10 protein-coding genes are annotated in these 13,715 nt (G+C 57.4%); all 10 read left to right on the top strand.

Annotated elements, in window-relative coordinates; all coding sequences use genetic code 11:
* Window positions 1-48: 48 nt before the first annotated feature.
* Genes msbA through L0962_RS01005 form a run of 10 tightly spaced genes read left to right on the top strand, consistent with a single transcriptional unit; the run spans window position 49 to window position 13,713 of the window.
* Entirely contained in the window at window positions 49-1,818 is a 1,770-nt protein-coding gene (gene msbA / locus L0962_RS01050; RefSeq protein WP_234082533.1) for a lipid A export permease/ATP-binding protein MsbA, read from the top strand.
* On the top strand, window positions 1,815-2,810 hold the full coding sequence (locus tag L0962_RS01045; protein ID WP_234082530.1) for a glycosyltransferase family 9 protein: 996 nt from the start codon (window positions 1,815-1,817) through the stop codon (window positions 2,808-2,810). Before msbA ends, L0962_RS01045 begins: the two co-directional genes overlap by 4 nt.
* Window positions 2,807-3,934: a glycosyltransferase family 4 protein gene (locus L0962_RS01040; RefSeq protein WP_234082527.1), complete on the top strand. Its 1,128-nt coding sequence runs from the start codon at window positions 2,807-2,809 to the stop codon at window positions 3,932-3,934. Before L0962_RS01045 ends, L0962_RS01040 begins: the two co-directional genes overlap by 4 nt.
* Before the next feature lie 2 nt (window positions 3,935-3,936).
* A complete protein-coding gene (gene asnB, locus L0962_RS01035; RefSeq protein ID WP_234082524.1) occupies window positions 3,937-5,766 on the top strand; it encodes an asparagine synthase (glutamine-hydrolyzing) in 1,830 nt (609 codons plus the stop codon).
* Complete coding sequence (locus L0962_RS01030) at window positions 5,763-6,878, top strand: glycosyltransferase family 4 protein (RefSeq protein WP_234082522.1); 1,116 nt, start codon at window positions 5,763-5,765, stop codon at window positions 6,876-6,878. The genes asnB (L0962_RS01035) and L0962_RS01030 overlap by 4 nt, the downstream gene beginning before the upstream one ends.
* A gap of 18 nt (window positions 6,879-6,896) precedes the next feature.
* Window positions 6,897-7,811 (top strand): class I SAM-dependent methyltransferase, encoded by a 915-nt coding sequence (locus L0962_RS01025; protein ID WP_234082519.1) that lies wholly within the window; start codon window positions 6,897-6,899, stop codon window positions 7,809-7,811.
* A 56-nt stretch (window positions 7,812-7,867) separates the two neighbouring features.
* Window positions 7,868-9,010: a glycosyltransferase family 4 protein gene (locus L0962_RS01020; RefSeq protein WP_234082516.1), complete on the top strand. Its 1,143-nt coding sequence runs from the start codon at window positions 7,868-7,870 to the stop codon at window positions 9,008-9,010.
* Window positions 8,986-10,869 (top strand): asparagine synthase (glutamine-hydrolyzing), encoded by a 1,884-nt coding sequence (gene asnB / locus L0962_RS01015; RefSeq protein ID WP_367398002.1) that lies wholly within the window; start codon window positions 8,986-8,988, stop codon window positions 10,867-10,869. Before L0962_RS01020 ends, asnB (L0962_RS01015) begins: the two co-directional genes overlap by 25 nt.
* Before the next feature lie 58 nt (window positions 10,870-10,927).
* Entirely contained in the window at window positions 10,928-11,698 is a 771-nt protein-coding gene (locus tag L0962_RS01010) for an FkbM family methyltransferase (protein ID WP_234082513.1), read from the top strand.
* Between the two features lie 8 nt (window positions 11,699-11,706).
* The gene (locus tag L0962_RS01005) at window positions 11,707-13,713 is read left to right on the top strand and encodes an acyltransferase family protein (RefSeq protein WP_234082510.1); all 2,007 of its coding nucleotides are present in this window, start codon (window positions 11,707-11,709) and stop codon (window positions 13,711-13,713) included.
* The last annotated feature ends 2 nt before the right edge of the window (window positions 13,714-13,715 follow it).

The raw sequence follows: 13,715 nt of genomic DNA, 5'->3' as shown, positions 1-13,715 counted from the left end.
GGCAACGTATAATTCGCAGCTTCACGTTCCATACCCGTTAGCCGATCGATGTCTCCTGAAAGCCGCAAGCTTTACCTCCGGCTGCTTGCCTATGTTCGTCCCTACTGGAAGATGCTTGCGCTCGGCTTGCTGCTGAGTGCCCTGGCGGCCGCCATGGAGCCCTTCCTGCCGGCCATGATGAAGCCGCTGCTCGACAACGGCTTTGCGCCGCGCGGTAGCGGCGATGTCGCCGATAGCCTGTTGCAGCGAGCCCCGTGGGTGGTGCCGCTGATCATTGTCGGGGTCATGACGTTGCGCGGGCTGATTACCTTCAGCGCCGGCTACGCCATGTCCTGGGTCCAGATACGACTGGTCAACGACATGCGGCAGCAGATGTTCGATCACATGCTGCGTCTGCCCATGTCGTTTTTTGATCAGACGCCTTCGGCCCGCACGATCACCCGCTTGACCAACGACGTGAACAGCATTGGCGTCGCTGCGACCACGGTCGGCGTGACGGTCATCCGCGAGTCCTTGTCGATCGTCGGTTTGCTGGCCTGGCTGCTTTACCTGAACTGGCAACTGACGCTGATAACGCTGCTCGTCGCGCCTTTCATTGCCTGGATCACCAAGGTGATCGGGGTCCGTCTGCGCAACATGAGTCGCGCCTCGCAGGAAGGCATGGGGGTGATGACCCAGGCGTTGCAGGAAAGCATCCTGTGCCAGAAAGTGCTCAAGGTGTTTGGCGGCGAACGTCAGGAAAGCCGGCGCTTCGCCAAGGTCAACGACGAAATGCGCGGTTATGCGACGCGTACGGCGGTGGCCGCTGCCGCCGGGTCGCCGATGGTGCATTTCTTTGTGTCGATCTCGTTGGCGATCGTGGTTTACATGGCCTTGCTGCAGTCCGGCCGGGGCGAGACGACGGTGGGGAGTTTCGTGTCCTTCGTGACGGGCATGCTGATGCTGCTCGCACCGCTGCGTGGCCTGTCCGGTGTCAATTTGCCCTTGCAGCGCGGTCTGGCTGCTGCCGAGAGCGTTTTCCTGCTGCTGGATACGCCTGCGGAACCCGAGACGGGTCGCGTCGTGCTGGAGCGTGCCAAGGGGCGCGTCGAATTTCGTGGTGTCCGCTTTTCCTATCCTGAAGCCGAGCGTCCGGCACTGGATGGCATCGATCTGCTGCTCGAGCCGGGACAGACCGTGGCGCTGGTCGGCCCCTCCGGGGGCGGCAAGTCGACGCTGGCGACGTTGTTGCCGCGGTTCCATTCGCCGGAATCGGGTGAGGTCCTGGTGGATGACATCGACCTGCGCGATCTTACGCTGGGCAGCCTGCGTGCGCAGATTGCCATCGTCTCGCAGGAGACCCTGCTGTTCAACGATACCGTGCGGGCCAACATCGCCTATGGCACCGGTTTCGATGCGCCGATGGAGCGTATCGAGGCGGCTGCGCGGGCAGCCAATGCGCTGGAGTTCATCCAGGCATTGCCCGATGGATTCGATACGGTGATCGGCGAGAATGGCGGTCGCCTGTCCGGCGGGCAGCGGCAGCGTCTGGCAATTGCCCGGGCAATCCTGAAGGATGCGCCCATCCTCATTCTCGATGAAGCGACTTCGGCACTCGACAACGAATCCGAGCGTCTGGTGAAGGAGGCGCTGGAGCACTTGATGGCCAAGCGCACGACGCTGGTCATCGCGCACCGCTTGTCGACCATCGAGCGGGCGGACCGGATCGTTGTCCTGGCTCAGGGGCGCAAGCTTGAAGAGGGCAGCCATCAGGCGCTGATGCAGCGTGACGGCATGTACGCCAAGCTGCATCAGGCTCAGTCGGCGGTCGGCGGATGAATACCGGATCGGCGGCGGTACCGCGCCGTATTCTGGCCATCGTGGTCACGCGCATTGGCGACAGCCTGCTGTGCACGCCGGCCCTGCGGGCGCTCAAGGCACGTTGGCCGGAAAGCAGGCTGACGGTGTGGGCCCATCCGAAACGCTGCGATGTGCTGGCCAACCTGCCGTTCGTGGATCGCCTGCAGCCCCTCGGCTTTTCCCGCCGCTGGCGAAGCCGGCTCGGATTGGCCGGCCGTTTCGATCTGGCCCTGGTGTTTTCGGACGATCCGGCACAGATTGCCCTGGCTCGCCGCGTGGCTTCTTCCGTCGTGGCGTTCGCCGGGCGAGCGGCGCCTGCCGAGGGGCTGACACTGGTTCGCCAGCCGGCGGACGAGCACGCGGCGGTGGCCCGGATGTCCCTGTTGTCGCCGCTTGGCATTGTCGCTGACGATCTGCGTCTGGCCTACCGGGTGAGCGAAACGGAGCGTGCCTGGGCCGAAACCTGGCGGCAGGGCAAGGGGGCGCCGCTGGTTGCCCTGCAGTTGCACAGTTTTCCGACCAAGGCACATCGCGACTGGCCCTTCGATCATTTCGTGCGTTTTGTCGAATTGCTCTGTGTCGCCTATCCGGCGGCGGGGTTCGTGGTCACCGGCGACGCGCTGGCGCGCCCCTCGGCGGCCCGGTTGCAGGCGCTTTTTGGCAGTCGTGTCGTCAGCATGGCCGGGGAGCTCGATCTGCGCCGGACCGGGGCACTGCTGTCCTGCGTTGATCTGTATGTCGGGGTCGATACCGGGCCGACGCATCTTGCCGGTGCGCTGGGGGTGCCGATGGTCGCGCTGTACCATGCCGCCTACCCCGGCCGGAATCTGGCGCCACGCCAGCATCCCGCGTGTACCGTCATCGAGCATCCGCAAACCGGTGGTGATGTGCAGGCAGCCGAAATGGCAGACATTCCGCCCGAGCTTGTCTGCTCGGCGGCGACGGCCTTGCTGGAGAGAACATTTTCGTGAGTGCATCGTCCTTGCATATCGTCCATACCGAATCTTCCTGTGGTTGGGGGGGGCAGGAAATCCGCGTGCTGACCGAAGCCCGCGGCATGATTGCCCGCGGTCACCGGGTCACGCTGGTGGCGCCGGCCGAGTCGCGTATCGCCCAGGTGGCGCCCGGCATGGGCATTCCCGTCTGTACCTTGCCGATTGCCCGCAAACGGCTGCCGGCCTTGTGGGCCATGCTGCGCTGGTTGCGCCGGGCCGGCCCCGATATCGATGTCATCAATACGCATAGTTCGACCGATTCCTGGCTGGTCGCAGTGGCTTGCGCCCTGCTGCCGGGGGCGCCGCCGATCGTGCGTACCCGGCATGTCTCGTCGCCGGTTGCCCGCAATGCGCAGACCCGCTGGCTCTATCAGCGGGCGGCCAGTCACGTCGTGGTCACCGGCGAGGCGCTCAGGCGTCAGTTGCAACGTGACAATGGCTTTTCAGCGGCATCGATGACGTCGGTGCCGACCGGTATCGATCTGCAGCGTTTTTCACCGCTGGCCGATGTCGACCGCAAGGAAGCGCACCGCCGGGAACTGGGGCTGCCTGCCGGGCCTTGTCTTGGCATCCTGGCAACCTTGCGCAACTGGAAGGGGCATGTCTATCTGTTCGAGGCCTTTGCCCAGTTGGCCGACGAGTTTCCCGATTGGCAACTGCTGGTGGTGGGGGACGGCCCGCAACGGGACAACCTGGGTAAGTTGGCTGAACGTCTGAAACTGGTACCGCGCATTCATTTCGCCGGTAATCGCGACGATGCGGAGCGCTGGTTCCAGGCGATGGACCTGTTTGCCTTGCCTTCCTATGGCGACGAGGGGGTGCCGCAATCGATCATGCAGGCGATGGCAACCGGCCTGCCGGTGGTCAGTACACCGGTTGGCGCCATTGCTGAAGCCGTTGACGAGGGGAATACCGGCCTGCTGGTCGAGCCACGCAATGCGGTCGCGCTTGCCGCTGCGTTGCGCCGCTTGATGGCTGACCGGACATTGCGCGAACAGTTTGGCGAGGCTGCTCTGGCGCGTGCCCGCGAGCGTTTTGGCCTGGATTTGATGGTTGACCGCATGACGCACATTTTCCGGGCTCACGCCCGAGGTCGCTGAGCATGTGCGGAATTGGCGGATTCTTCTCGCGTCCTGTCGACGGGGCGGCCGCGACCGCTCGGTCGATGCTGAATGCGCTTGCCGCGCGTGGGCCGGATGCCAGCCACGTCTGTTATTTTTCGCCCGCTGGCGAAGTCCAGCCCCAACCGGGGCCGCATGCCCTGCTGCATGCCAGACTGTCGATCATCGATCCGCGGCCGGCCGCCGACCAGCCGATGGCCAGCGATGACGGCCGTTACTGGCTTTGCTATAACGGCGAGGTTTATGGCTGGCAGGACGATGCGCGGCAGTTGATGGCCGAGCGCCCGTTCCGGACGCGCTCCGACACCGAATTCATCCTGCGCGGTGCCGAAGCCTGGGGAATCGCCGGGCTGCTGCCGCGGCTGACCGGCATGTTTGCCTTTGCGCTGGTCGACTGGAAAACGCGCGAACTGCTCCTGGTCCGCGACCGTTTCGGCAAAAAGCCGCTGCTCTGGTGGAGCGACGGCCATTCCCTGGCCTTTTCGTCGATGGTCCGCGGTGTTTTGCCAGCCTTGCCGGCCGCCGCGAGGGCGTTTTCGATGCCGGCGATCGATGCTTATCTGGCCCATCGCTACGTTCCTGCGCCGCTGACCGTCTTTGCCGGCATTCAGCGTTTGCCGGCCGGGCATCTCCTGCGCTGGCCCCTCGACGGTGGTACCCCGCGGGTCGAGCGCTGGTATCCCGGCGAGGACGAAGCAGACACCGGCGACTGGAAGGATGAGCTCGACCGGGCCATCCTGCAGCGTTGCGTTGCCGACCGGCCGGTCGGGTTGTTCTTGTCCGGCGGGATCGACTCCAGCCTGATCGCCTGTCGCCTGGCCGCGCATGATGTGCATTTTGATGCCTTTACGGCGGCATTTCCGGGCTCGTCATTTGATGAGTCGCCTGCCGCCGCCGCCTTGTCCCGACGACTTGGACTGGCCCACCATGCCGTCGAAATTCCGGGTCGCATCCGGGATGACTTTCCGGCCATCGTTGCCTCGCTCGACGAACCCTTTGCCGATCCGTCGGCGATTCCCCTGTGGTATCTGGCGCGAGAAACCACTCGTCATGTCAAGGTGGTGCTCGGCGGTGACGGTGGTGACGAACTGCTGGCCGGTTACAAACGCTATCGAAAGCACTTGCGGTCGGCCTGGCGGAGAAGCTTCCGCCTGCCTTTCCTGAAGCCAGGTCCGGCGCTGCTGCCCGGCAAATACCGGCGCTTGCGCGAAGAAATCGCGTTGCCGTGGTCAACTGCCTACATGCTGCGTTTTTCGGGTTTCTCGCCCGCTCAGCGGAGTTACCTCCAACCCGGGGCAAGCTTGCCCGATGCCTATTGGGCGCCATCGGCATCGGTTGGGGAGTCGGCGCTGGCTTCCTTGCTGGACATCGATATGGCCAACTATCTGCCCGAGTACATCCTGCGCAAGGGGGACCTGACCACGATGGGGCACGGACTGGAACTGCGGGCCCCCCTGCTGGATCATCGTTTTGTCAGATCGCTGACCGCCTTGCCGCCGTCCCGCCGTTTCGCCCGGCCGGCAAAATCCTTGTTTGCCGAAATCCTGCCAGCGGACCTTGCGCAAGACTTGTTCGGTGCCAAGAAGCGCGGCTTCAATCCACCGCTGACCACCTGGCTGCAAGATGATCTGATGGAACGCTACGAAGGTTTGGGAAACCGGTTGCAGACGGTGACCGATGGCGGCATCAGCGGGGCTGCCGTCGATGAACTTTGCGCGACTTATCGCCGGGGAGCGAACGCCCTGGCCGAAAATGTCCTGCAACTTCTGGTACTTGATGAGTCTTTGCATCAACTGGGTAATCTGGCATGAAGATCGCATTCGTCGATGTGACCGTGACCGTCAGCTTTGGCGGTGTTCAGACCGCTGTCTGGGAGCTTGCCAGGCAGTTACATGATGAAGGACACCAGATATCGGTCTTTGGCGGCATCGGAAACATCCGGCCGGATCTGGGCGGACGGACCATCGATGTGCGCACCTTTCCTTTCACGCCGCGGGAAAAGGCGCTGGACCTCGGTTCCCGTTTCCGTCGTTTCTGGGAGCGCTGGACCTTTGCCCGCCATGTCAAACCGGAAATCGTGGCAGGCGATTTCGACTGGGTCATCATCACCAAGCCGTTCGATTTCTTCTGGCCATGGCTGATGCCTGCCGGTTCCCGGACTCGTTTCGCTTTCCGCAGCGGGGGGACCGATTTCATCCTGGGCGACCGTTTTCTCGGGAAAAAGATCAGTGCCTGGTTTGCCAACAGTCATTTCAATGCCTGGCAGATCAAGTCGCGTTACGGGATTTATCCGACGGTGATCTACAACGGGGTCGATCTTGAACGTTTCGGACCGCAGCATCGCAGCGCCGAACTGCGCGCCGAGTTAGGCTTGCAAGACAACGAGGTCGCATGCATTTTCGCCGGTCGCCTGGTGGGCTGGAAAGGTGTTTCGGTGACCCTGAAGGCACTGGCTTCCCCCCTGCTGCGCGACTTGCCGGTGCGTTTCATCCTGATAGGCGACGGGCCGGAAAAGGAAAACCTGCTGAAGCAGGCCGAGTCACTGGGCATCGGCGAGCGCTTGATCCACCGCGCCGGCATGCCACATGACGAATTGCCCCGCTGGTGGGCCAGCGCTGATATCGGTGTTTTTTCGAGCGTGGGTGATGAAGGCTTCAGCAACAGTATCGCCGAGGCCATGGCCAGCGGTTTGCCGGTCATCGCCACCGCCTTCTCGGGCAATCCCGAGACGGTTGGTAACGAGGGAAGTTGCGGGGTGTTGGTGACGCCTGGGGACTCGGCAGAGCTTGCTCAGATACTTCGCAATCTCGTCGAGACTCCGCTTTTTCGACGACAGATGGGTAACAATGCGCGAATGCGGATAACCGGAAAATTCACTTGGAATCGGGTTGTGGAACGATTGCTGACGGGCTTTGATAAATAATTTGCGAGGGGAGAAGCGGTGGATCAAACAGTTGAATTCATTTGCCCGGAATGCCGGAGCAGTCTGGCTGCGCACATTCGGCACAATGCTCGATTCCAATGTTCCTGCGGGGCACAATACGAACATGTTGATGGAATTTACCGGCTGGTGCCGGATGATGCCTATCTGAAGACCTTCAGTTTTCAGTGGAAGAAGTATTACAACCTCTACGACTCTCCCGAGGAAGTGGCGGGGACCGAGCGTACACTTCGCAAACTCCACATTACCCCTGAATTGGTCAAAGGGAAGAGGGTGCTGGATGTCGGTTGCGGTACGGGGCGTTTTAGCCGGATTCTGTCGGATTGGGGGGCAACTGTCGTTGCCGTTGACTTGAGTGAGGCAATCTATGTCGCGCAAAAAAATGCAGGAGCGCGGGAGGGCATCACTTTCGCATTCGCTGATCTGTTCAAGCTGCCCTTTCCGGCAGAGTATTTTGATGTAATTCTGGCCTGGGGAGTCCTGCATCACACGCCGAGCACCGAATCGGCATTCAAGACAGTGGTGCGGCATCTCAAGGCAGGAGGAGTTTTTTCGGTTTACATCTATGGAAAATCCAAAGGCTCCCGGCGGCGAATGCAGAATCTTTATCGGAAATTCACGCCACATTTGCCGATCTCTGTGCTCTATGCTTTTTGCTTACTCGCGGCGCCAATGTACTACCTGTACAAAATTCCGCTTATCGGCCGCTTGCTTCGGGTATTGATCCCCATGAGTCAACAGAAGGACTATCGATTGAGAATCGCGGAAACTTTTGACGAGTTTTCTCCGAAATATGCCTGGCGGCATACGTTTCCAGAAGTCCATCAGTGGTTCGTCGATGTCGGTCTGAAAGACAACGCAATTTATGACCCTCCCATTCTGGCGACGGGGATTAAGCCGTTCGGCGCGGTATGAATTTGAGGCTGCTCTACATTGATCCGCATCCGGTTCCGGACATCTGTCCGGAGTCTATGCAGATTCTGCAAACCGTCGATGCGTTGGCTGCGCGCGGTGCTGAAATAACCCTGGTTACGCCGGAGCCGAATGGGGCTTGCCGACCGGAAGATATTCTTGGACGACCGCTACATCCCAACGTCACTCTGAAGCAGGTCGACGACTGGCGTCGGCGCTGGTGGTATCCGTCACGATCTGGTCGCCGTTTTTATCGTATGGCTGCCGATCTTGTCCGTCGGAGCACAGATATCGATGCTTTGCTGGTACGTAACCTGAAATTGGCCGAAGCGTTATTGCGAATCCATTCTAGACCGCCCCTTGTCTTCGAGACACACGAGGTTTTTGTACGAACTTACGCAGAAGATCATCCACGGCCGACCCGGAAGGAGCAAACAAAAATGGCAACCTTGAGGCAACGGGAAGGTGGAGTCTATCGTGGCGCGGATGGAATCGCGGCCTTGACCGAATGGCTGGTGGACGATTTGCGGGACGAATATGGAGTTGATACACCGGTTGCCGTAGTCCCGGACGGTGTTGACCTGAAGGCGGTTGCTGATCTGGCGATAAAACTTACTTGGAACGATCCGCCGGACCTTCTCTATCTCGGAAGTCTTCATCCGTGGAAAGGCGTCGAGCATTTGATCAAGGCGCTGCCAAAAGTCCAATCGGCCCGTCTAGTAGTCGCAGGCGGGCCATCGAGTCGTGTTGAAGAGTTGCGTCAACTGGCAGGTTTTCATGGTGTTGTGGAACGAGTGGTTTTCTTGGGGGCCGTGGCACCGGCAGAGCGTTTCAACACAATCAACGCTGCCGACCTGTGCCTGTTGCCCCTCAGCGATACATCAATTGGCAGCCGCTATACTTCGCCGCTCAAATTGTTCGAGTATATGGCGCTCGGCAAGCCGGTCGTTGCAGCGGATGTGCCAGCGCTACGTTCGATCATTACATCGCATGAGAATGGTGTATTGGTGCCTGTCAACGACGTCGAGCAGTTGGCAGAGGCGTTGAATGTACTGTTAGCCGATCGAAGTGCGGCACAGAGAATTGGGGATGCCGCGCGCTTGCGCGCTCAGGATTTTTCTTGGGAAAGCCGGGCTGACAAATTGATCGAGTTGGTACTCAGAGTTGGAGCGGGTGAATGTGTGGAATCACGGGTGCGCTGAGCGTACCGGGCTCAATAGCAATTGATATGCCTCGGGCGCTAGAGGCGCTACGCCATCGAGGGCCTGACGCCCAAACCTCCTGGTCGGGGGAAGGGGTTTCCCTCGGGCATACTCGGCTGGCCATTCTGGACCTGGCAGGGGGGGATCAGCCGATGCACAGCCCGTGCGGGCGTTTCACCATTGTGTTTAATGGTGAAATCTACAACTTCTCCGTTCTGCGTGAAGAAATGCGCTTGGCAGGGTGGGTTTTTCGCACTCGTTCTGACACCGAGGTACTGCTAGCACTGTTTGTTCGCCTGGGTTTTGAAAAGTGCCTGGAGAAATTGCGGGGGATGTTTGCTTTCGCGGTCTGGGATGCCCAAAGCCGTGAACTGAGTCTGGCTCGCGACCGTCTCGGTGTGAAGCCGCTGGTTTATGCGGCGTATGCCGGCGGTTTTGGATTTTCCTCTGAAATTGCTGCGTTGCGAGCCCTCGTGCCCGATTTGCGGGTTGAATTGGATCCGGTTGCACTCGATCACTACTTCAGCTTTCTCTACATTCCATCCCCTCAAACAGGCTTCCGGCAAATCCGAAAATTACCGCCGGCTCATGCAATGGTGGTTGGCGAGGAGGGGATCCGCCGGTTGTGGCGTTACTGGCAGGTTGACCCGAACCGACGTTCTTCGCTCTCATACCCTGATGCTTGCGATGCGGTACGAGAAAAGTTGCTGGAAGCAACCCGCTTACGAATGGTCGCGGATGTTCCTCTGGGGGCTTTCCTTTCAGGAGGGGTGGATTCGGCGGTAACGGTAGCGGCGATGTCGCGTCTTTCCGAGCAACCCGTTTTGACTTTCTCCGTCGGCTTTGATGATCAGCGATTGGATGAGCGACCATATGCTCGGCAAGCGGCGGAATATCTTGGAACTCAGCATCGGGAGCTATTGGTGGAAGCTGATGTCGCCGCCGATTTGCCAATGTTGATTCGCCGTTGTGGAGAGCCATTCGGCGACGATTCGCTGCTGCCGACCTATCTTGTTTCAAAGGTTGCCCGGCGAGAAGTCACTGTTGCCCTTACCGGAGATGGTGGCGATGAGGCTTTCGGGGGATATCGACGTCATTCCCAGTTGGCGCGCATGCTCAATATTGAGTCAGCTGGCGTCCTGCCTGCCTGGCGTTGTATGCGTGCCCTGACCTGTCGTGTGGAGGGGCTCCTGCGACCGGATCGTAAGCGTGTGTTTCCCTACACAAGAGAGGATCAGGCGCTTTTTCACCAACCACTACAGCGGCACATTGATCTTGCTTCGTTTTTCGACGCCAAGGAGAAAGAAGCCATTTATACTCCGGCATTTTCCAGTGAGCTTGCGGGCAGTGATTCCGGTCGCTGGTTTGCTGAACGCTTTGCGTTGACTGAAGGTGCCGCGTCGATCAACCGGGTCTTGCTGACAGACAGCTATACGTACTTGCCGGAAGATGTGCTGTTCAAGGTTGATGTCGCCAGTATGGCGGCTTCGCTAGAGTGTCGTTCGCCATTTCTCGATCATGAATTGCTGGAGTTGGCGGCTTCGCTTCCTCCATCGATGAAATTAAAGGGGCGAAACGGCAAACGTATTGTCAGAGAGGGGTTTTCTGACTGGTTGCCTGCTGGCTTCCTTGAGCGTCGAAAGCAAGGTTTCTCTAGCCCGATTGGGCGCTGGCTGCGTACTGATCTAGCTGATTTGGCGCGCGAACGTCTCGTTGTAGAGAAACGTTTGCAAGCATGGTTGGATGATGGGGCCGTCGAACGTTTGGTCAATGATCACGTATCGGGAAAACAGCCCAATGCGAGGCGTGTATGGAACCTGTTGGTTGCTGCCGAATGGGTTGCCTCGGTCAGTAGGTAAGATATTCATACGGTAGTTATCATTGCTAGGTTAAGTATCGCGGCAAGAAAGGGAATCAATGAAAAAGTGGCGTGCTTTCAAGAAAATCTGTCGATATTTCGGATTTGCCGGTTTGCCGGCTGCTTTCAAGCAGCTAACTTCCAGTGATGAAAGTTTGGAGTGTGTGCGTTCGCCGCATATTGGGCATTCTGTTTACTTTCGCTTGAACACCACTGATGTATCAATTTACTGGCAGATTTTTGTTAATCGGGAATACGATTTTCCAGTTGGAGAGCAGCCCGCGCTGATCGTAGATGCTGGCGCCAATGTAGGCTATTCGGCAATCTATTATGCCCGGAGGTTTCCTGATTCGAAAATCATCGCTCTGGAGCCGGAGCCATCAAATTTTCAGGTACTCCTGAAAAATGTTGTTTCATATCCTAATGTGATTCCGCTGCAAAAGGCGCTATGGCATACCGCGGAAAAATTGACCTTCTTTGCTCCCCCTGCAGGTCGAGCAGGCGCCCAGAAGGATGGATTTCATGTGGCGCTTGGGGGGGAACCAAAAAGCTCCACATTCGAAGTTGAATGTACGACGATCCCAGATATCCTCTCCGATTTTTGTGCAAATCGAGTCGATATTCTGAAAATTGATGTCGAGGGTGCGGAAAAGGAAATTTTTGCGCATGCGACTGATTGGATAGCCGACGTTGATGTCATCATTGCCGAGATGCATGATCGTATCATTCCTGGGTGCACTAGATCGTTCTATGCCGCGACAGCGAGTTTCGTCTCCGAATTACACAAGGGCGAAAACATCGTCGTAAGCCGCCATCCTTTCACCGCCTGATCCTCTGCATGTCTGCGCACTTTTCTCCCGCTTATCGGGCAGATATCGACGGCTTGCGAGCTGTTGCTGTAATTGCTGTCGTGCTATTTCACACCAGCACGACCATGCTGCCAGGAGGTTTTGTCGGGGTTGACATTTTTTTCGTCATTTCCGGTTATTTGATTTCAAAAATCATCATCGGGGATTTACTGGTCGGTGATTTTTCATTTGCCGATTTCTATCGGCGGCGAGTCCTTCGAATATTTCCTGCATTAATTGTCGTTCTTTTGACAACCTGGGGAATCGGCTGGATGGTTTTGCTTGCAGATGAATACCGTGAGCTAGGTAAACACATTGCAGCAGGTGCCGGATTTGTTTCGAATTTCGCGTTGTGGCAAGAAAGCGGTTACTTTGATAAAGCTGCCGAAACAAAACCTTTGTTGCATCTGTGGTCACTCGGAATTGAGGAGCAGTTCTATCTGTTGTGGCCTTTGCTTCTGGCTTTTTCTTGGCGCTTCCGTCGCTATTTTTCATGGCTACCTGTAGGGATTTTGCTTGTTTCTTTTTTGGCTAATTTCCTGTTGGTCCAGAAGCATGCAGCTAGTGCGTTCTATTTGCCATTCAGTCGATTCTGGGAATTGATTTTAGGTGCCGGAATTGCTTATTTTGAGCGCTTTGGTCAGGCCCCATTTGTACAGGCGGTGATAAGGTTTTTCCGATTGTCTCCCCGTGTAACTATTGAACGACTGGCCGACATCATTTCATTCGTTGGGTTGCTTTTTGTCCTATTGGCAATCGGTCTTTTCGGAAAAGCCATAGCTTATCCGGGGGCATGGGCATTATTGCCAACAATAGGCGCTGTTTGCTTGATTTCCGCGGGGCCGGAAGGGTGGGTTAATCGAAAGTTGTTAGCGCAGCCCTGGATGGTGCGTGTTGGATTGATTAGTTATCCACTTTATCTGTGGCACTGGCCTGTCCTGACCTATGCACGGATTGTCGAATCTGGAAAACCACCAAGTAAGGTGCGATTGGTTGCAGTATTGTTGTCGGTTTTTCTTGCTTATTTGACCTATCGCTATATCGAAAAACCGGTACGCTTTGGCCGATGGCCACGGCGGACTTTGTCTGCGGGTATTTTAATGGCGTGTCTTTTGGCCGCTGGATTGTTCGTTTATTTTTCGGGTGAGCACACAAGTCGCATTCCGGAGTTTTTGGTTAAGTCAGAAATGACAATTCCATCGCCGCGTAATGATGCAGCTTGCAAAAAAGTTTATCCAGTGTTGGGTTCTTATTGCCTGGAATATCCTAAGGGACATCCGGTAACGACCGCTATCATTGGTGATAGTCATGCCAATCACTTTGTTCCAGGTGTTGGCGAAGCCTTGGGTGGAAAAAATGAAGCAGTGGTGCACCTTGGCGAACCGGGATGCCCCCCTTTGCTTGGTCTTGTGCGAAAGATGCCGGGCATCGCAGAGGATTGCACCGGGATAAACCGTTCGGTAGTTGAGTTTCTTGGGGAGAGCGAAAAAATCCATAGGGTTATCTTGTCGTTCAGAGGCCCTTTGAATGTCACTGGAAAGGGATTTGGCGAAGTTGAGCGGCATGTGACAGTTGGTATTTCCGATTTTTACGATTCAAGTCTGTCGCAGAGTGCGGCTGTTGAGTCGTCGCTCGCGCGGACTATCGAATATCTCCAAAATCGTGGCAAAGAGGTTTGGTTAATCATTCAGGTGCCAGAGTTAGGTTTTCACATCGATGAATGTACCGTGCGACCACTGAGCATCACCCATCAAAAGAAGACTCCTTGTGCTGTACCTGTTCAGCAGGTCGTTGCTCGTCAGGCAGAGTACCGTGGAATTGTTAATAGAATGCAGAGGCGCTTTCCTGGATTGAGAATTTTTGATCCATTTCCCTACCTTTGTGACGATAAGCTGTGCCACGGAATCATTAATGGGAATGTGCTGTATGTCGACGGTGACCACCTGAGCCAGGCAGGTTCCTTATTGTTTGCCGACAAGTTCGGATTCTTCCGCTGATG

It is taken from the genome of Azonexus sp. R2A61 (assembly GCF_021401135.1).
GTDB lineage: Bacteria > Pseudomonadota > Gammaproteobacteria > Burkholderiales > Rhodocyclaceae > Azonexus.
This window is presented reverse-complemented; position numbering and strand designations above follow the sequence as displayed.